Annotated in this window: 21 protein-coding genes; 20 read left to right on the top strand and 1 reads right to left on the bottom strand. The window is 39.2% G+C overall.

The genetic code is table 11. The features are described from left to right. Nucleotides 1-18 precede the first annotated feature (18 nt). The 18 genes from BK584_RS08470 (at nt 19) to BK584_RS08385 (ending at nt 14,986) form a co-directional block, all read left to right on the top strand. On the top strand, nt 19-972 hold the full coding sequence (locus BK584_RS08470) for a nucleoside recognition domain-containing protein (RefSeq protein WP_078392204.1): 954 nt from the start codon (nt 19-21) through the stop codon (nt 970-972). After that, nucleotides 962-1,603, top strand: a complete 642-nt coding sequence (gene ppaX, locus BK584_RS08465; RefSeq protein WP_078392203.1) for a pyrophosphatase PpaX — start codon at nt 962-964, stop codon at nt 1,601-1,603. The genes BK584_RS08470 and ppaX overlap by 11 nt, the downstream gene beginning before the upstream one ends. Next, nucleotides 1,600-2,088 carry an acyltransferase gene (locus BK584_RS08460; RefSeq protein WP_078392202.1) on the top strand — a complete coding sequence of 163 codons (489 nt, stop codon included), beginning with the start codon at nt 1,600-1,602 and terminating at the stop codon, nt 2,086-2,088. Before ppaX ends, BK584_RS08460 begins: the two co-directional genes overlap by 4 nt. Nucleotides 2,089-2,423: 335 nt before the next feature. Then, the gene (locus BK584_RS08455) at nt 2,424-3,608 is read left to right on the top strand and encodes an ATP phosphoribosyltransferase regulatory subunit (RefSeq protein WP_180320500.1); all 1,185 of its coding nucleotides are present in this window, start codon (nt 2,424-2,426) and stop codon (nt 3,606-3,608) included. Further along, a complete protein-coding gene (gene hisG / locus BK584_RS08450; protein ID WP_078392201.1) occupies nt 3,605-4,237 on the top strand; it encodes an ATP phosphoribosyltransferase in 633 nt (210 codons plus the stop codon). The genes BK584_RS08455 and hisG overlap by 4 nt, the downstream gene beginning before the upstream one ends. Next, a complete protein-coding gene (gene hisD, locus BK584_RS08445) occupies nt 4,237-5,517 on the top strand; it encodes a histidinol dehydrogenase (RefSeq protein ID WP_078392200.1) in 1,281 nt (426 codons plus the stop codon). The genes hisG and hisD overlap by 1 nt, the downstream gene beginning before the upstream one ends. Continuing rightward, the gene (hisB, locus tag BK584_RS08440; RefSeq protein WP_078392199.1) at nt 5,514-6,101 is read left to right on the top strand and encodes an imidazoleglycerol-phosphate dehydratase HisB; all 588 of its coding nucleotides are present in this window, start codon (nt 5,514-5,516) and stop codon (nt 6,099-6,101) included. The genes hisD and hisB overlap by 4 nt, the downstream gene beginning before the upstream one ends. After that, nucleotides 6,101-6,754 carry an imidazole glycerol phosphate synthase subunit HisH gene (hisH, locus tag BK584_RS08435; protein WP_078392198.1) on the top strand — a complete coding sequence of 218 codons (654 nt, stop codon included), beginning with the start codon at nt 6,101-6,103 and terminating at the stop codon, nt 6,752-6,754. Before hisB ends, hisH begins: the two co-directional genes overlap by 1 nt. Beyond that, entirely contained in the window at nt 6,726-7,451 is a 726-nt protein-coding gene (gene hisA / locus BK584_RS08430) for a 1-(5-phosphoribosyl)-5-[(5-phosphoribosylamino)methylideneamino]imidazole-4-carboxamide isomerase (protein ID WP_078392197.1), read from the top strand. The genes hisH and hisA overlap by 29 nt, the downstream gene beginning before the upstream one ends. A 1-nt stretch (nt 7,452) precedes the next feature. Beyond that, entirely contained in the window at nt 7,453-8,211 is a 759-nt protein-coding gene (gene hisF / locus BK584_RS08425; RefSeq protein WP_078392196.1) for an imidazole glycerol phosphate synthase subunit HisF, read from the top strand. Further along, nucleotides 8,208-8,831, top strand: coding sequence for a bifunctional phosphoribosyl-AMP cyclohydrolase/phosphoribosyl-ATP diphosphatase HisIE (gene hisIE, locus BK584_RS08420; protein ID WP_078392195.1), 624 nt, complete (start codon nt 8,208-8,210; stop codon nt 8,829-8,831). The genes hisF and hisIE overlap by 4 nt, the downstream gene beginning before the upstream one ends. A gap of 193 nt (nt 8,832-9,024) precedes the next feature. Beyond that, the gene (locus BK584_RS08415; protein WP_078392194.1) at nt 9,025-10,107 is read left to right on the top strand and encodes a tetratricopeptide repeat protein; all 1,083 of its coding nucleotides are present in this window, start codon (nt 9,025-9,027) and stop codon (nt 10,105-10,107) included. An 80-nt stretch (nt 10,108-10,187) separates the two neighbouring features. After that, entirely contained in the window at nt 10,188-11,138 is a 951-nt protein-coding gene (gene trxB / locus BK584_RS08410) for a thioredoxin-disulfide reductase (protein ID WP_078392193.1), read from the top strand. A gap of 228 nt (nt 11,139-11,366) precedes the next feature. Beyond that, entirely contained in the window at nt 11,367-11,855 is a 489-nt protein-coding gene (locus tag BK584_RS08405) for an NUDIX hydrolase (protein ID WP_078392192.1), read from the top strand. Next, nucleotides 11,852-12,742, top strand: coding sequence for an RNase adapter RapZ (gene rapZ, locus BK584_RS08400; RefSeq protein WP_078392191.1), 891 nt, complete (start codon nt 11,852-11,854; stop codon nt 12,740-12,742). Before BK584_RS08405 ends, rapZ begins: the two co-directional genes overlap by 4 nt. Further along, entirely contained in the window at nt 12,739-13,695 is a 957-nt protein-coding gene (locus tag BK584_RS08395; protein ID WP_078392190.1) for a gluconeogenesis factor YvcK family protein, read from the top strand. The genes rapZ and BK584_RS08395 overlap by 4 nt, the downstream gene beginning before the upstream one ends. 62 nt (nt 13,696-13,757) lie before the next feature. Then, nucleotides 13,758-14,717: a DNA-binding protein WhiA gene (gene whiA / locus BK584_RS08390; RefSeq protein WP_078392189.1), complete on the top strand. Its 960-nt coding sequence runs from the start codon at nt 13,758-13,760 to the stop codon at nt 14,715-14,717. Nucleotides 14,718-14,728: 11 nt separating this feature from the next. Further along, a complete protein-coding gene (locus BK584_RS08385) occupies nt 14,729-14,986 on the top strand; it encodes an HPr family phosphocarrier protein (RefSeq protein WP_078392188.1) in 258 nt (85 codons plus the stop codon). A gap of 255 nt (nt 14,987-15,241) precedes the next feature. On the opposite strand, the gene clpP is transcribed toward BK584_RS08385, so the two are convergent. Beyond that, nucleotides 15,242-15,829, bottom strand: coding sequence for an ATP-dependent Clp endopeptidase proteolytic subunit ClpP (clpP, locus tag BK584_RS08380; protein ID WP_078392187.1), 588 nt, complete (start codon nt 15,827-15,829; stop codon nt 15,242-15,244). Nucleotides 15,830-16,107: 278 nt separating this feature from the next. Here clpP and rpoN point away from each other — a divergent pair, with 278 nt between their 5' ends. Continuing rightward, complete coding sequence (gene rpoN / locus BK584_RS08375) at nt 16,108-17,433, top strand: RNA polymerase factor sigma-54 (RefSeq protein ID WP_078392186.1); 1,326 nt, start codon at nt 16,108-16,110, stop codon at nt 17,431-17,433. Continuing rightward, nucleotides 17,430-17,684 carry a glutaredoxin family protein gene (locus BK584_RS08370; RefSeq protein WP_078392185.1) on the top strand — a complete coding sequence of 85 codons (255 nt, stop codon included), beginning with the start codon at nt 17,430-17,432 and terminating at the stop codon, nt 17,682-17,684. Before rpoN ends, BK584_RS08370 begins: the two co-directional genes overlap by 4 nt. The last annotated feature ends 99 nt before the right edge of the window (nt 17,685-17,783 follow it).

Raw genomic sequence — 17,783 nt, 5'->3', positions numbered from 1 at the left:
AAGAAGGTTGTTACAAGGATGATAAGGAGAGGATTATTATCAGGACTAGCAACAACATGGACGTTAGGGAAAATTATATTCCCGATTACATTGTTTGTGACGTTGCTCGGTTATACACCGGTACTTGATTGGATTGCTAATTTAATTGCCCCGATAATGAACTTAATTGGACTTCCTGGTGAAGCGGCAATTCCATTAGTAATCGGAAATGTTTTGAACTTATTTGCAGGGATTGGTGCGATTTTATCACTCGAATTAACTGTAAAAGAAGTTTTTATATTAGCCATTATGTTGTCGTTTTCTCATAATCTCATTGTTGAATCGGCAGTTGCGACTAAGGTTGGTATTAAAGTAGCGCCAATCATTGCTGTACGTCTATTTTTAGCGTTCTTTTCTGCACTTGTCATCAATCTAGTTTGGAGTGGTGGGAGTGAGCAAGCTGTATATGGTTTAGCTTCAACTTCCGCTACGGCTGCTGAGGTAACTGGATGGGGGGCGATTATCTTAGTGGGATTAGAAACAGCATTCTGGGGAGTCATTCAACTTGCTGTAATCGTTATCCCATTAATGCTTGTTGTACAGATCATGAGAGAGAGAGGTTGGCTCAACGTCATTTCTAAATGGCTTGCGCCGTTAACCCGCTTAATTGGTGTGGATCGGAACACCTCAGTTACTCTTGCTTCGGGGTTAACAATCGGTCTTGCTTATGGAGCAGGTGTAATGATTGAAGCTGTAAAACAAGACAGAGTAAGAAAGAAAGATCTCTACATTGTCTTTATTTTTCTTGTTGCTTGTCATGCGGTAGTTGAGGATACTGTTGTATTTCTGGTGCTTGGTATACCTGTCTGGCCATTACTGTTAATAAGGCTCGTGACTGCGTTATTGCTGACAATCGTTATTTCGCGAATTTGGACGCAGCTTGAAAAGAAAAACAGGGAGATCTACAATAAGGAGGCTATTTATGAGCATTGATACGGTTTTGTTTGATTTAGATGGGACACTTATTAATACAAATGAATTGATTGTTCAATCCTTTTTACACACACTTGAACCTGACTACCCGGGAATTTATAAACGAGAAACAGTATTGCCCTTTATTGGACCTTCTTTATACGAAACTTTTAGTTCAATAAATGCGTCTAAAACAGATGAATACATTAAAACTTATAGGGATTTTAACCACTTGCACCATGATATGCTTGTCGCAGAATATCAGGGAGTAAAAGAAGGCGTGAAGCAGTTACATGATCGTGGTATAAAACTAGCAATCGTGACAACGAAAATAAGTGAAACAGCTAAGATGGGTTTAACATTAACAGGTCTTGATCGTTACTTTGACGTAGTGGTTGGCTTTGACCATGTTACACATGAAAAGCCTCACCCAGAGCCCCTCTTTAATGCGCTTAAACAGTTAGGTTCTGTCCCGGAGCAAGCAATTATGGTTGGGGATAACTCTCACGATATAGATGCAGGAAGAAATGCTGGGACGAAAACTGCCGCAGTTGGCTGGGCTTTTAAGGGCCAATCATATATTCGTTCTCTCAATCCGGACTATGTGCTACGATCAATGGATGATTTGCTGTCTATCGTGGAAACATCGTGAGTCGCAGAACAGAGCGCTATCCTGTAGAAAACACGAACTCGCTATGGCAGTTGTATCAAACCGTCTCGTTTTGGAAAGTAGCTAAGATCTTCATTGTCAGTCAGTTGGCAAGAATTACTCCATCATTCAAATTAAAAAACTGGCTTTACCGTACTTTTTTAAAAATGAAGATTGGAGATCATACAGCATTTGCCTTAATGGTAATGGTAGATGCGATGTTTCCAGAGCGAATAAAGGTTGGGACAAATACGATAATTGGATATAATACTACGATTCTTGCCCACGAGTATTTAATAAACGAATACCGTCTTGGGGATGTGGTCATTGGAAATAGTGTTATGATCGGTGCTAATTGTACAATTCTACCTGGTGTGTTTATAGGCGATGATGCGATTGTAGGTGCAGGTACAGTTGTTCATAAGGATGTAGCGGCCGGAGCTTTTGTTGCTGGTAACCCAATGCAAGTAATTAAAAAAGACAATTGAATACAGATACGTTCAGGGTGGAAATCGGTATCAGACCGTAGATCAAAAAACCTTTGAGATAAAAATCTCAAAGGTTTTTTGGTTAATTAAAATAGAAATCTATATTCTTTTAATCCCTTTATGACTAAATTGAAGTTCCAATAAGTACATGTATGATCCTAAATTACAGAATGATGAAAAGCCATACATGTAATTTGTCGTAAACGTTTAGAATAGCAGAGCACTTTGTCACCTAACGTAACGGTTGACATTTAACTGGCTGAATTGTAAACTGTTAAAAAACTTTAATTCATTAGCGATTTAGCAAACTAAAGCAAAAGCGAGGAGTGATTATTTTGTCTGAACCATTTATGTTTGAGAAACCTTTAGGTATGCGAGATGTTTTACCAGCACGTTTTCGCATGCAAAAACGAATCGCAGAATGGATCCAAACAGAATTAGAAGCTTGGGGGTATGAACAAGTACAAACTCCCGCTTTAGAATATTATGAGACAGTTGGAAAGTCCTCGGCCATTTCAGATAAACAGCTTTTTAAATTGATTGATTTGCATGGAAATACACTTGTTTTGCGTCCCGACATGACAGCTCCAATTGCACGCCTTGCATCATCCAGCATGAAGCAAGTGCCTTATCCATTAAGGCTGTCTTATCATTCAAGCTTATACCGAGCACAACAGGTAGAAGGAGGTAGACCGGCAGAATTTGAGCAAATTGGTGTAGAACTAATAGGTGATGATACAGCTAGCGCGGATGGAGAGATGCTTATTTTGTTTAACCAAGTGCTTTATAAAGCCGGTTTAAACGATTTTCAAATAGCTATCGGTCATATTGGTTTTTTAAATGCACTTTTTATTGAAGTACTAGGTACAGAGAAGAAAGCAGTGGCGTTACGTCAACAATTATTTGAAAAAAATGACGTTGGTTTTCGTGAACAAGTTTCCTTATTTAATCTTTCGCCTAACGAAGAGAAAAAACTACTAAAGCTTAGTTTGTTACGTGGTGGAAAGGAAGTGTTGGAAGAAGCAGAGGAACTTGTTGATTCTACTGCTGGGAAACAAGCAATTAACGAACTTCGTGATTTGGCACAATTATTAGAGGATGATCAATTGTCATCCCATGTGAAATTTGATTTAAGTCTTGTATTGCATATGGATTATTACACTGGATGTGTGTTTGAAACGTATCATAATCGATTGGCTCAACCTCTTGGAGGAGGAGGTCGTTATGATGCCTTGCTCGAAAAATTTGGTCGACCTGGACCAGCGACCGGTTTTGGCTTGCGTTTAGATTTGTTAACAGAAGCAATTGAAAAACGAGAAGGGTTAGAGAAAAGATCTTGTGTATTGTATAGCAAGGAGAGACGTAAGGAAGCTTACCAATTGGCAGATGCTTTAAGAAACGAGGGTAAAAAAGTAGTTATACAAGATTTGAAGGGAATTCAAAACGAGGATGTGATTGCCTCGGTCTATGAGGATATGCACTATGTAGTAGGTAAAACGAGTGGGGGGCAGGACGAATGAGTGAGCTCACAATTGCTATGCCGAAAGGGAGAATCTTTGAAGAAGCAGTCCAGATGTTACGTTTAGCTGGTTACTCGTTGCCCAATGCTTTTGAAGAGTCAAGAAAATTAATTGTTGAAGTACCTGAAGAAAGTTTGCGATTTATCTTAGCAAAACCGATGGATGTTCCTACGTATGTCGAACACGGTGTTGCAGATGTTGGTGTTGCTGGAAAAGATGTGATGCTTGAAGAAAAGCGTGAAGTTCATGAAGTTCTTGACTTGAAAATTAGTGCATGTCATATGGCTGTGGCCGCTTTACCAGGTTACGAAAAAGGTGAGCTGAACCCTAAAGTTGCTTCTAAATATCCAAACTTAGCTACTCGCTTCTTTAAAGAGCAAGGAGAGCAAGTGGAAATTATTAAACTAAATGGTTCTATTGAACTTGCACCGATTATGGGATTGGCTGAACGAATTGTTGATATTGTCTCGACAGGACAAACGTTAAGGGAAAATGGACTCGTTGAATTGGAACAAATTGAAGAAATTACATCGAGATTAATAGTTAATTCGGCTAGTTACCGCCTTAAAGCTGATGTAATAGGCAATATGGTTGAGCGGTTAGGAAAAGTGGTAAAGGGGACAGTCTAATGAGAATAATAGAACTAGGAGAGACAAACCGGGTATCTTTAAAACGAACTGGTCTACACGGTAGCAAAGAAGACGTTAAATTAGTAGAAGATATTATTGATGCTGTTAAGGAAGGCGGGGATCAAGCGCTTTTTCAATTTACGAAACAGTTTGATCGCGCTATTTTAAATAATTTATGTGTGTCTTCAGCTGAAATTGAAACTGCTTATCGTGTACTTGATTCTCAAGTATTAGAAGCAATAAAGCAAGCGATTAGCAATATAAAGTTCTTCCATCAACAGCAGAAAGGAAAGTCGTGGTTTCAGACAACTAAAGATGGAACCGTATTAGGACAGAAACTAACTGCACTCGATTCTGCTGGCATTTATGTTCCTGGTGGAAAAGCGGCATATCCTTCTACCATTATGATGAATGCCATTCCAGCACAGGTGGCAGGAGTAGAGTCAATTACAATGGTTTCCCCTCCAGGTCCCAATGGGACGCTTCCACCTGCAGTGCTTGTAACAGCGAATGAATTAGGCGTCGATACGATTTATAAAGTTGGTGGAGCGCAAGCGATAGCAGCCTTGGCATATGGAACAGAAACAATCAAACCAGTTGATAAAATTACTGGACCTGGTAATCAATATGTCACGCTAGCCAAGCGAGCTGTTTTTGGTGATGTAGATATTGATATGATTGCAGGTCCAAGTGAGATTTGTGTGTTAGCCGATTCTCAAGCAAATCCATCATACGTTGCTGCGGACTTGCTTTCCCAAGCAGAACACGATGAACTTGCCACCTCTATTCTTGTCACAGATTCAAAGGAGTTGGCTAACGCTGTAAAAAAGGAAGTGGATAATCAACTCCAATCGTTACCTAAAAAGGAGATTGCATCTAAAGCGATAGAGACGTTTGGGATCATTTATCTTGTTCCAACTCTTGATAAAGCAATTGATGTAGTAAATCAGCTTGCGCCAGAGCATTTAGAAATTATGACTGAGGAACCTATGTTATTGCTTGGAAAAATCAAACATGCAGGTGCAATCTTTTTAGGACCATATAGCACAGAGCCAGTTGGGGATTACTTTGCAGGTCCAAACCACGTGTTGCCGACAAATGGTACTGCAAGGTTTTCAAGTCCTTTGTCAGTTGATGATTTTATGAAGAAATCAAGCGTCATTTCATATAGTCGTGATGCTTTAAAACAAAATGCTCCGTTAATTACAGCTTTAGCTCGCTTAGAAGGATTAGAAGCTCATGCTCGGGCAGTCGATAAGCGAATGGAGGAATGGTCATGAATAGATCGTATGAAGTAAAGAGAAAAACGGGTGAAACTGACATTGCTATAACATTTTCTATTGATGGGAAAGGGCAGTCAAGTCTGCAAACGGGGATTCCGTTTATGGAACATATGCTAGATCTCTTTGCAAAACACGGTCGCTTTGACTTGCAAGTAAATGCAGTTGGCGATACTGAAGTGGATGATCATCATACAACAGAAGATATAGGAATTTGTTTGGGTGAGGCTTTAAAAGGAGCTTTAGGAAATAAGGAAGGCATTAAACGTTATGGAAATGCATTTGTGCCAATGGATGAAACGTTAGTACAAGTTGTTGTGGATTTAAGTAATCGTCCACATCTAGAATTTCGGGCAGACCTTCCCAGTGAAAAAGTAGGCACATTTGACACTGAGCTCGTGCATGAATTTTTTTGGAAATTTTCTTTAGAGGCAAGAATGAACTTACATGTAATTGTACATTACGGCAAAAATACTCATCACATAATTGAAGCGATGTTCAAAGCATGTGCACGGGCTTTGCAAGAGGCCACTTCCATTGATCCGAATATAGAGGGAATTTTATCAACAAAGGGGATGCTGTAATGATCGGCATTATTGATTATGGAATGGGCAATTTACATTCTGTATCAAAAGCACTAGAACGCCTAGGAATTCCTTATCTTATTAGTGATCAACCAGTAGAACTAAACCAAGCGACTGGCTATATTTTGCCTGGCGTGGGTGCATTTCCAGATGCTATGGCAACGTTAGAGCAGACCGGCATGCGTTCATTCTTAGATGAATATGTCTACGGGAAAAAACCGCTTTTGGGTATTTGTTTAGGTATGCAGTTGTTGTTCCAGTCGAGTAAGGAATACGGTGATACTTCAGGGTTAGGTTATTTACCTGGTAAAGTGAAGAGATTTGATGGCTTTGATTCAAAGGGATTACCATACAAGGTGCCTCATATGGGCTGGAACAAACTTTGTTTTGAAAAAGATGCCTTGATTGTAAAAGATATTTCAGTAGGTCATGTGTATTTCGTGCATTCTTTTTTAGTGAATACAATAGATGATGTGATCGTAGCAAGCAGTGATTATTATCAAAAAGTACCAGCGATTGTTCAAAAAGGTTCTGTATATGGAATGCAGTTTCATCCTGAAAAAAGCGGTACGGTTGGTATGAGCTTATTAAAACGGTTCGGTCAGATAGTGGAGGGAAATTCTTATGACCTTAACAATTTATCCAGCGATTGATATATTAGGTGGCAAATGCGTACGTCTCCAACAAGGGGATTACAGCAAGGAAACGATTTATGGGGAATCACCACTTGCAATGGCGCACTCCTTTGAAAAATCAGGTGCACAGTGGATTCATTTAGTTGATCTTGATGGAGCGAAAGCGAAACGTCCAGTGAACCATGAGGAGATTATCCGTACAGCGCAAAGTCTTGATATTCCGGTTCAAGTTGGTGGTGGCATAAGGACAGAGGCAGATGTTAACAATTATTTAAATAATGGTATTACTCGTATTGTTCTTGGCAGTGTGGCTATCCAAAATCCAGAGTTTGCGAAAAAGATGCTTAATCAATTTGGAGAAAAAATAGCAATTGGAATTGATGCTCGCGATGGTTTTGTCGCAACAGAAGGTTGGTTAGAGACATCGCACGTATTGGCAGAAGATTTGGCAGAGGAAATGGCTAAATATGGAGCTAGAACGTTTATTTTCACAGACATTTCCCGTGATGGAATGTTAACTGGCCCAAATACTGAAGCTTGCATGCGTATTGCAAAAGTCGCTAATGCAAATGTAATTGCTTCAGGTGGGGTAGGGACATTGAGTGATATAAAAAGTTTGGAACAGGCAAATTTAAACGGGGCAATTATTGGAAAAGCCCTATATACAAATCGTTTTACGCTTGAACAAGCTTTGGCTACTGTTGGGGGCGAATAAAGTGTTAACAAAGCGCATTATACCTTGTCTTGATGTGAAAGATGGCCGTGTTGTAAAAGGGACTCAATTTCTATCCTTAAAAGACGCCGGAAATCCAGTTGAACTAGCAACCTTTTATGACGAAGAGGGAGCTGATGAACTTGTTTTTCTTGATATTTCTGCTTCTTATGAAGGTAGACAAACAATGGTTGATGTTGTTCGAGAAGTTGCTGGAACGCTCGCGATTCCTTTTACAGTAGGTGGAGGGATTAATACGATTGACGACATTCGGAAAATCTTGAGAGCTGGAGCAGATAAAGTGTCAATTAATACTGCGGCGTTGCTTCGACCTGAATTTATTTCAGAAGCTGCTCGCTACTTTGGCTCCCAATGTATTGTTGTTGCAATTGATGTCAAGTTTGACGAGGCAACTGATTCATGGCAAGTGTATACACATGGCGGGAGAAATAGAACAGAATGGCAAGCGGCAAACTGGGCAAAGCGAGTAGAAGAATTGGGCGCTGGAGAGTTGTTAGTAACAAGCATGGATCAAGATGGAGCAAAAAGCGGGTTTCACTTGCCTCTGTTACGAGAAATTAATAACGCTGTTACAATACCGATTATTGCCTCGGGTGGGGCTGGAAATGCGCTTCACTTCGCTGAAGTTTTCCAAGCAGGATGCGCCGATGCAGCACTAGCCGCATCAATCTTTCATTACAAAGAGACGTCGATTCAAGAAGTAAAAGCATACGTGAGAGAAAAAGGGGAGCTTATTCGATGAAACAAGTACGTTTTGATGCAGATGGACTGGTGCCTGCCATTGTACAAGATGCAACTAGTAAGGAAGTGCTGACCCTAGCTTATATGAATCAGCAGTCCCTTGAAAAAACAATTGAAACAAAAGAAGCGTGGTTTTTTAGCCGTTCGAGACAAGAGTTGTGGCATAAAGGAGCGACTTCTGGAAATACACAAAAAGTAATTAATGTCCGTTATGATTGTGATCGAGATGCAGTTCTTGTTTCTGTTAAACCTAACGGTCCAGCCTGTCATACAGGTAACTATAGCTGTTTTTCTGAAACGTTGTTTACCAATAAATTGACAAGTCCAGAGTCTGATCGGTTTGATATATTGAATGAGTTAGAAGCAACCATTGCTAAAAGACAGGCAGAAATGCCTACCGGGGCGTATACTACCTATTTGTTTAACGAGGGTGTAGATAAGATATTAAAAAAAGTTGGCGAAGAGGCGAGTGAAGTGATTATTGCGGCTAAGAATCGGGATCACGAAGAACTACGTATGGAACTTGCCGACCTGTACTATCACACGTTTGTGCTTATGAGAGAGCAGGGAGTATCTTTAGACGGCGTCCTTCAAACAATGCGCGAGCGCCACTCAAAATAAAAAAACTGGCTCCCAGTATTTAAATTATTGGGAGGCTTTTTGATTTTGTTCGTGACGAATTTATGACAGCCAGATGATGGATTGGCGTATATCATCTATTCTTTTTAGGAGAAATTTATCTCCCCCCCTCACAGCGTAGTATGTTTAGTGTATACTTGTGCATAGATAATATTGCTTGGAGGGACAAGCGTTTATGAAAGAAGAGCAAGATAAGAAAGAAAGCTCAAAGACAATCATCCCATTTTATCGGAGCGGTGATTATTTTTTTCATAGAGGATTGCAAGCATTTCACAATAAACATTTGAATCGTGCTGCAAGACTATTTGAACGTGCTGTTAAACTAACGGCTTCAGAGCCAGTTTTTAAAATACAGTTTGCAGCTGTTTTAACGGAGCTTGGAGAGTATACACGTTCTAATGAATTGCTTCATAGTGTGCTAAAACAGTATGAAGCAAATCAGTCTGTTTGTTATTTCTTTATCGCAAATAATGAAGTTTATTTAGGGCATTTTTATCAAGCGGAGAAGCATGTTCGAATTTATTTAGAGCTTGAACCAAATGGTCAGTTTGCAGAAGAAGCACAAGAATTGCTTGAGCTTTTTGAGGATGAGCCGTTTCTCGAAGGTGAAAATGAAGCCGATTCCGAACAGTTTCTGGATGAACATGAACGAGCATGGCTCATGCTCCGAAATGGAAGCATTGAGGAAGCAGCTTTATTACTTGAGGAGATTGTGGAAAAACACCCTGGAAGCTGGGCTGCACAAACGCATTTAGCGGAGGCATTGTTTCGATTAGGTAAAGAGGAAGCGGCATTTGCCCATTGCTATGCTGTGCTCGAACAGGATGAAGGTAATCTTCTTGCTGTCTGTAATCTCGCATTATTTTATTTAGAATTAGGGCACGCTAATCAAATTAACCACTTTCGAAATATGCTAAAACAAGTGATGCCGATTGACATTGATCATCTTATTCGTATAACCGAAGTACTATGTGCGCTAGGTGTTTATGAACAAGTGGTTGCTCGCAGATTAATTGCTACTGGAACTAATGATCAAGATCTTTTACGCTGTTTTGGCGTAGCTTTTTATCATGTAGGTGACGAGCGAAAGGCCATTCATTATTTAAATCAAGCTGTATCACTTGGGGATGTAAGAGCAGAACAGCTCATTATAGATATTCATCAAGGGAACACTGATAATGTATACTTCACTTTATTTGATAAAAAAACAGGCCTGAGCAGAACAGTAGACAGTACACCAGAAAGTCCGCTACGATAAAGTTGAAATACAAAGAGTTATTTTCTTATTTAATAGAGAAACCACCAAGATGAAGTCAGATAGAGTAAGGAGTGCTGAGGATGGCAGAAGAAGTAATATATGATGTAATTATAGCAGGAGCTGGACCAGCAGGGATGACAGCGGCTGTCTATACGTCGCGAGCAAACTTAAACACGCTGATGCTTGAGCGTGGTATGCCTGGCGGCCAAATGGCAAATACGGAAGAAGTTGAAAATTATCCAGGTTTTGATCATATTCTAGGACCTGATCTTTCAAATAAAATGTTTGAACACGCAAAGAAATTTGGAGCGGTTTATGCATATGGAGATATTAAAGAAATTATTGACGAAGGTGAAACAAAGCGTGTTATTGCGGGTTCTAAGGAATACCGGACACGCGCAGTCATTGTTTCAACTGGTGCGGAATATAAGAAACTCGGTATACCTGGTGAGCAAGAATTAGGTGGGCGAGGCGTATCCTATTGTGCTGTTTGTGATGGCGCGTTTTTTAAAGAAAGAGAATTGATTGTTGTTGGTGGGGGAGACTCTGCTGTAGAAGAAGCCGTATATTTAACACGCTTTGCTTCAAAAGTAACAATTGTCCACCGTCGAGATCAGCTACGTGCGCAAAAAATATTGCAAGACCGTGCGTTTGCTAATGAAAAAATTGAATTTGTCTGGAATAAAGTTGTAACAGAAATAAATGAAAAAGATGGAAAAGTTGGCGGTGTCACATTAGAGGATACGCAGAATGGTGATATTTCTACAATGAGTGCTGATGGAGTTTTTGTTTATATTGGCATGTTACCATTAAACGAAAGTGTTAATAATCTGGGCATTACTAATGAAGAAGGATATATTGAGACAAATGAAGAAATGGAAACAAAAGTAGCAGGTGTATTTGCTGCGGGTGATGTTCGCGAAAAATCACTTCGTCAAATTGTTACGGCAACGGGTGATGGTTCAATTGCTGCTCAAAATGTGCAGCATTATTTAGAGAGTTTAGACGACGCAAAAAAAGTAAGTAGTTAACCGTCATCAGTTTTTAACGGTGCTGTAACCCTTTTGAAACACCTTAGCTTTATAATAGGGGTTAGTAATTGACCCCCTTTTTTAATATAGTTTTTCTTTTGGGCGCAGAGTTCTGCGTCCTTTTTTTGTGTGAATTTTAATAAACGAAATGAACAAAAAGCGGGAAACGTTGTAGCCTAACCTATTTACTTGTATACTATAGAATTAGGAACGTGAGGTGAATTGGACGTGCAACGAATAGCAAATTGTATATTAACTACAGAAGATCAGTGTTTAATGTTACAAAAACCTAGCCGTGGATGGTGGGTAGCACCTGGCGGTAAAATGGAGCAAACAGAGACAATAAAAGAGGCAGCGATTCGGGAGTTTCGTGAAGAAACGGGCTTGCAAATAGAAGCAGCTGTTTTGCGAGCAGTAACAACAATTGTTATTGTTGATGAAAAACAACAAATAATGGATGAGTGGATGATGTTCACATTTTCTTCGTCCAATTACAGCGGAACGATGTTAAAAGAATCTCCAGAAGGAAAATTAGTTTGGCAAGACCTTGAAGCTCATTCAAATTTACCGATGGCTCCAGGAGATCATTTTGTTTTTGACCATGTTTTAACAAATGAAGGTATACTTTATGGTACTTTTTATTATACAGAAGACTATAAGTTGGTGAAATATCGACTTGACCCACTACCGGCTAGCCGGGAGGAGGCTGTGCAATGAAACAAACCGATGTCGAAATCGTCATTATCACAGGGATGTCTGGCGCGGGAAAAACTGTTGCAGTTCAAAGTTTTGAAGACTTAGGGTATTACTGCGTTGATAACTTGCCTCCTGCCTTGTTACCTAAATTTATTGAGTTAATTGAAGGCGGCGTTGATCAAGTAACAAAAGTCGCGCTTGTAATGGATTTACGAGGTCAATCGTTTTTTGATGAGCTATTTAAAGCAATTGATGAATTAAATGAGACTCCAGTAAATCGATTGCGTGTGCAAATTCTATACCTAGATGCAAAGGATGCCAAGTTAGTTCAACGCTATAAAGAAACAAGAAGAAACCATCCTCTTGCAAAAGGTGGCCTTCCTCTTGAAGGGATACAACGTGAGCGTCAATTACTTGAAGAAATGAAAGGTCGCGCCCAACAAATTGTAGATACAACGGATTTAAAGCCTGTTCAACTCAGAGAAAAGATCATGCAGCGCTTTGCCTCAAGTGAACGGCAATCCTTTACGGTTCATTTTGTGTCGTTCGGTTTTAAATACGGTATTCCAATTGATGCTGACTTAGTTTTTGATGTTCGATTTTTACCTAATCCCCATTATCTAGAAGACTTAAAACCTAAAACAGGTTTGCAATCTGAAGTTTCTTCTTATGTCTTGAAGTGGAAAGAAACGAAACAATTTCTTGAAAAGCTAACCGATTTGTTTGACTTTGTGTTGCCACAATATAAACGTGAAGGAAAGAGCCAAGTTGTTATTGGCATTGGTTGTACTGGCGGACAACATCGGTCAGTAACACTTGCGGAATATTTTAGTTCCTATTATGAAGCGAGTTATGATGCCCGGGCAGGTCACCGAGATATTGATAAACGTAAGGCACAACACTTATGAGAAAAAAAGTGGTTGTCATCGGTGGGGGAACAGGATTATCCGTTATCTTACGAGGTTTAAAAACGTTTGAAGTAGATATTACAGCGATTGTTACCGTTGCAGATGATGGAGGCAGTTCAGGTATTTTACGGAAAGAGTTGGATATCCCACCACCAGGCGATGTACGAAACGTATTAGTCGCACTTGCAGAAGTCGAACCATTGGTCGAAGAACTATTTCAACATCGATTTGCAAGCGGTGATGGCTTAAATGGTCATTCGCTTGGTAATTTGCTATTAGCTGGGATGACATCCATCACAGGTGATTTCCAAAAAGGAATTTCAACAATAAGTCGCGTATTAAATGTACGTGGGCGAGTATTGCCAGCAGCAAATGAAAGCATTATTTTGCATGCTGAAATGAATGATGGTTCAATTGTATCAGGAGAATCACAAATCCCACTAGCATCAAAAGGGATTAAACGCGTATATTTATCACCTTCCTACGTCACGCCTCTTCCAGAGACAATTCAAGAGTTAGCACAAGCTGATTTAATTGTGCTTGGTCCAGGGTCTTTATATACGAGCATATTACCTAATTTGCTGGTGCCGGGAATTGTTGAAGCGATTCGAAATTCAAAGGCTAAAAAAGCGTATATTTGTAATGCTATGACACAAGCGGGCGAGACCGATGGGTATACAGCTTCAGATCATTTGCAAGGGTTAATAAATCATTGTGGTGAAGGGCTAGTTAAGTATGTATTGGTTAATGGCGAACCGATTTCTGAAGCTGTGTTAGAACGATATCAAGTAGAAAGGGCACAACAAGTTATCGTTGATGACAAAGTACTTGAAGATTTAGGCGTGTCCATTATTAAAGACCGTTTTGTGTTAGAATCAAACCAGAAGCTACGTCACGATGCAATGAAAGTGTCAGAAGCATTACTTGATTTGTTAAAAGAACAACCACAGTAAACAAATGAAAGAAGCAGCTGTTAGGGCGGAGGAATTGCCGCCCTTAAGAAAGGGTGAGGGGCGTGTCTTTTGCAGCAAACGCCAAAAAAGAATTAACGCAACTTGAGATCGTCTCTTGTTGTGCTCAAGCAGAACTGGCTGCTTTGATAAGAATGAATGGGTCTTTGTCTCTTGGGAATCAAAAAGTGGGCTTAGATGTATCGACTGAAAATGCAGCAATAGCGAGACGAATTTATACATTAATAAAATATGTTTATCCAGGTATTCATATTGAACTGTTGGTCCGAAAAAAGATGCGTCTAAAAAAGAATAATGTCTATCTAGTTCGAATCTCCAAAGAGGCTCGGGAACTTCTGGAGGATTTATCAATTCTTGGTAGTTCTTTTCAATTTATTCGCTCTATTTCTTCAGAAATGGTGAAAGATTCATGTTGCAAGCGGGCATATTTGCGTGGAGCATTTTTGGCCGGTGGTTCAATTAATCACCCAGAAACTTCGTCTTATCACTTAGAAGTCTTTTCTCTTTATGAAGAGCATAATCAAGCAATTTGTGATTTGATGAACGAGTTTTCTTTGTCAGCAAAAACTTTAGAACGTAAAAAAGGGTTTATCACCTATTTAAAAGAAAGTGAAAAAATAACAGAGTTTCTTAATATTATTGGTGCTCACCAAGCATTACTCTATTTTGAGGATGTGCGGATTCTAAAAGACATGCGGAATTCTGTGAACCGGTTAGTAAATTGCGAAACAGCGAATTTAAATAAAACTGTTGGAGCTGCATTGCGTCAAGTAGAAAACATTCGATATGTAGAAAAAGAGATCGGTCTTGAGAATTTACCACCAAAGCTTAGGGAAGTGGCAGAGCTCCGGGTCAAACATCAGGATGTTACATTGAAAGAATTAGGTGAAATGATGGAAGGCGGAAAAGTGAGCAAATCAGGTATCAATCATCGCCTAAGAAAAATCGATGAATTTGCGGACAAGCTACGTAATGGAACATATGATCAAAAACAGTTAAAATAGGGGGATTTCCAATGGCAGAAAAAGAAGTGACTATTCAATTAAAAACAGGTTTGCAAGCGCGTCCAGCTGCAATGTTTGTCCAAGAAGCAAACCGATTCGCTTCAGATGTATTTATTGTAAAAGAACATTCAAGAGTGAACGCAAAAAGTATTATGGGGCTTATGAGTTTAGCGCTCGGTCGTGGCACTGTTATTACCCTTGTTACTGAAGGTCATGATGAAGATGAAGCACTTGAATCTCTAGTAGCTTATGTCCAAAAAGAAGAATAGATAAGAAGGGAAAACATGGCGCTTTGCGTTATGTTTTTTTTTGTTTTCAAAAGAACGTAAAAACTAAAGTGGATAGTGAATTCAAAGGGAGCGTTGGTTGTGGAGAAAGATAACACTTATCTCGACCATTTTTAGATGCAGTAAAAAGCTATAAGGATAAAGAATGTGTTATCCTTCGCTTATAAAATTTTTCATCTAGTCATAGAAAAGAAGATGGAAAAAGCCTCCCAGTTCAGTACTGGAAGGCTTAAATTATTATTTAGAAGATGTTTCAATGACTTTGTCAATCAAACCATAATCTTTTGCTTGTTCGGCAGTCATGAAATTATCGCGGTCGGTATCCTTAGCAACACGTTCATAAGGCTGACCAGAGCGATCTGCCATAATTTCATTAAGCTTCTGACGCATTTCAATAATGCGACGAGCGTGAATTTCCATATCGGCTGCTTGACCTTGCATGCCACCAAGTGGTTGATGGATCATCACTTCACTATTCGGTAGCGCCATTCTTTTGCCTTTCGCTCCAGCAGTAAGTAAAAATGCACCCATTGATGCAGCCATACCGATACATATAGTTGATACATCAGGTTTAATAAATTGCATCGTATCATAAATCGCCATTCCAGCTGTAATTGATCCACCTGGAGAGTTGATGTAAAGAGAAATATCTTTTTCAGGGTCTTCTGCTTGCAGGAATAGCAACTGTGCAACAATTGAATTGGCAACATTGTCATCGATGCCACTCCCTAACATAATGATCCGGTCTTTTAACAAGCGGGAATAGATGTCATAAGCACGTTCGCCACGATTTGTCTGTTCAATTACTGTAGGAATTAAATTCAAAATGGATTCCTCCTAATGTCATATTGGGTTAAAAGTTTTAGTAAACTGCTTACTATGTAGTCATCATACTCTAAAGGTCAATGAAGGTCAAATTATCCGCATTGAACTTGATATTAATATTCCATATCTAAACAAAAATGCCCTGCTTTAAGGATAGCCTAAAATAAATAGATGTAAACCTAATAAAGGATAAGAAAAGCGAGATTGAACAAAAAGAAAGCGTTTCCAACGTAATGTTTTCTTTTTTTATGCTATGATGAAATGAGGAGGGATTGAGTATGGAGATTGGTCTTTACCAGAAGCAAACAACCAATTTAGTGATGACGCAAGAACTGAGGCAAGCCATTTATTTGCTTCAATATTCAACGATGGATGTTTGCTCTTATTTAGAAGAACAGGCTCTAGAAAACCCCTTGCTGGAATTACGTGAACCAGCTAGGCAGGAAAACGATGAAATGAGTCGATTTGCACCATCAATGTCGAGTGATGAAAAGCATGCTGCATTGGAAAATCTATCAACAGAAGTTTATTCGTTGAATCAACATTTACGCAGTCAGCTTGTAGGTATAAGTGGACTCTCGCAAACTACTTTACAGCATCTCCATTACTTAATTGATAGTTTAAGGGATGACGGTTACTTGAGTGATTCAATTGAGCGTATTTCCACTAGATTAGGAATTGGGCACGAAGCTGGCGAACGTCTTCTTCATCTTTTACAAGCACTTGAACCAGCAGGAGTAGGCGCTCGTTGTCTCGGTGAATGTATCGCTTTACAACTAAAAAAACATAGTAATGTCCACCCGCTAGCCGCGGAAATGGCATTGACTGAAATAGGAGCTCTTGCCGAAAGAAAATGGAAGCAACTGGCTAAAAAATTTGACATAAGCATTCAAGAAATTCAATTAATTTACGATCAAATTAAACAAATGGATCCAAAACCTGGACTCGCTTTTTATCAAGAGCCCACAGTTTATGCAGCGCCGGATGTTTATATAACCGGACATTCTAATGAAGTCGTTGTTTATTTAAATAGTGACGTATTACCTTCTATTAGAATTCAAGAAGAATATAAAAGGTTGCTTGAAGAGCACGATGAGACGAAACAGTATGCAAAACAAAAGGGACAGCATGTAGATTGGCTTAAAAAAAGCTTAGAGCAACGACAACAAACCATTTTACGTGTAACGGAAGTACTAGCAAATGTTCAACGTGATTATTTGTTTTCTCAAAATGGTACTTTAAAGCCTTTGACTTTATTTGATATCGCACAAGAGTTGGACATTCATGAATCCACTGTTAGCCGCGCAACAGCACATAAATATGCGCAAACGCCAAAGGGATTGATTGAACTAAAAACGCTGTTCACTGCAAATATCTCCAAAACAAATGGAGCATTGACCAACCAATCGGTGAAGGCATGGTTAAAAGAATTAATTAACGCCGAAGATAAACAAAAGCCTTTATCTGATCAAAAGTTAGTTGAACGTTTAAAAGAAGATAAACAGATTTCTTTGTCTAGACGTGTGATTGCAAAATACAGGGATGAATTAGGAATTTTATCTTCAGCGAAAAGGAAAAGGTATGATGAAAGGGTTTTATTATGAAAGTTGAATTTTATACAAGATCAGGCTGCCCTTTATGTGACAAAGGTTTTGAGACGCTTAGTAAATTAGCTGATACGTATCGTTTTACGATTGAATGTTATGATATCTATAAAGATGATTATTTGCTTGAACTGTATCAGTTGAAAATACCTGTAGTTAAGATCAATGGTATTGAAGCAGATTACGGTCAATTGAATAAGATAAAACTAGAGCAAATGGTAAAATATCAAAAAGGAATCAACAGCTTTTAGCTTGTCTCTAATTCACTTCCTTGTTACAATACAAGTGTAAGTGAATTTTTTTGGTCATATCGGGACATAATATGTCACGGGTGGACGTTTTTCGTCCCG

Source organism: Shouchella patagoniensis (assembly GCF_002019705.1).
GTDB classification, from domain to species: domain Bacteria; phylum Bacillota; class Bacilli; order Bacillales; family Bacillaceae_D; genus Shouchella; species Shouchella patagoniensis.
The sequence above is the reverse complement of the archived record's forward strand: the minus strand, read 5'-3'. Positions and strand labels throughout refer to the sequence as shown.

What these genes read in the sequence shown, in the direction of transcription:
- BK584_RS08470 (WP_078392204.1), top strand. Translation starts at nt 19, where the DNA reads ATGATAAGGAGAGGATTATTATCAGGACTAGCAACAACATGGACGTTA.
- ppaX (WP_078392203.1), top strand. Translation starts at nt 962, where the DNA reads ATGAGCATTGATACGGTTTTGTTTGATTTAGATGGGACACTTATTAAT.
- hisG (WP_078392201.1), top strand. Translation starts at nt 3,605, where the DNA reads ATGAGTGAGCTCACAATTGCTATGCCGAAAGGGAGAATCTTTGAAGAA.
- hisD (WP_078392200.1), top strand. Translation starts at nt 4,237, where the DNA reads ATGAGAATAATAGAACTAGGAGAGACAAACCGGGTATCTTTAAAACGA.
- hisB (WP_078392199.1), top strand. Translation starts at nt 5,514, where the DNA reads ATGAATAGATCGTATGAAGTAAAGAGAAAAACGGGTGAAACTGACATT.
- hisH (WP_078392198.1), top strand. Translation starts at nt 6,101, where the DNA reads ATGATCGGCATTATTGATTATGGAATGGGCAATTTACATTCTGTATCA.
- hisA (WP_078392197.1), top strand. Translation starts at nt 6,726, where the DNA reads ATGACCTTAACAATTTATCCAGCGATTGATATATTAGGTGGCAAATGC.
- hisIE (WP_078392195.1), top strand. Translation starts at nt 8,208, where the DNA reads ATGAAACAAGTACGTTTTGATGCAGATGGACTGGTGCCTGCCATTGTA.
- BK584_RS08415 (WP_078392194.1), top strand. Translation starts at nt 9,025, where the DNA reads ATGAAAGAAGAGCAAGATAAGAAAGAAAGCTCAAAGACAATCATCCCA.
- trxB (WP_078392193.1), top strand. Translation starts at nt 10,188, where the DNA reads ATGGCAGAAGAAGTAATATATGATGTAATTATAGCAGGAGCTGGACCA.
- rapZ (WP_078392191.1), top strand. Translation starts at nt 11,852, where the DNA reads ATGAAACAAACCGATGTCGAAATCGTCATTATCACAGGGATGTCTGGC.
- BK584_RS08395 (WP_078392190.1), top strand. Translation starts at nt 12,739, where the DNA reads ATGAGAAAAAAAGTGGTTGTCATCGGTGGGGGAACAGGATTATCCGTT.
- BK584_RS08385 (WP_078392188.1), top strand. Translation starts at nt 14,729, where the DNA reads ATGGCAGAAAAAGAAGTGACTATTCAATTAAAAACAGGTTTGCAAGCG.
- rpoN (WP_078392186.1), top strand. Translation starts at nt 16,108, where the DNA reads ATGGAGATTGGTCTTTACCAGAAGCAAACAACCAATTTAGTGATGACG.
- BK584_RS08370 (WP_078392185.1), top strand. Translation starts at nt 17,430, where the DNA reads ATGAAAGTTGAATTTTATACAAGATCAGGCTGCCCTTTATGTGACAAA.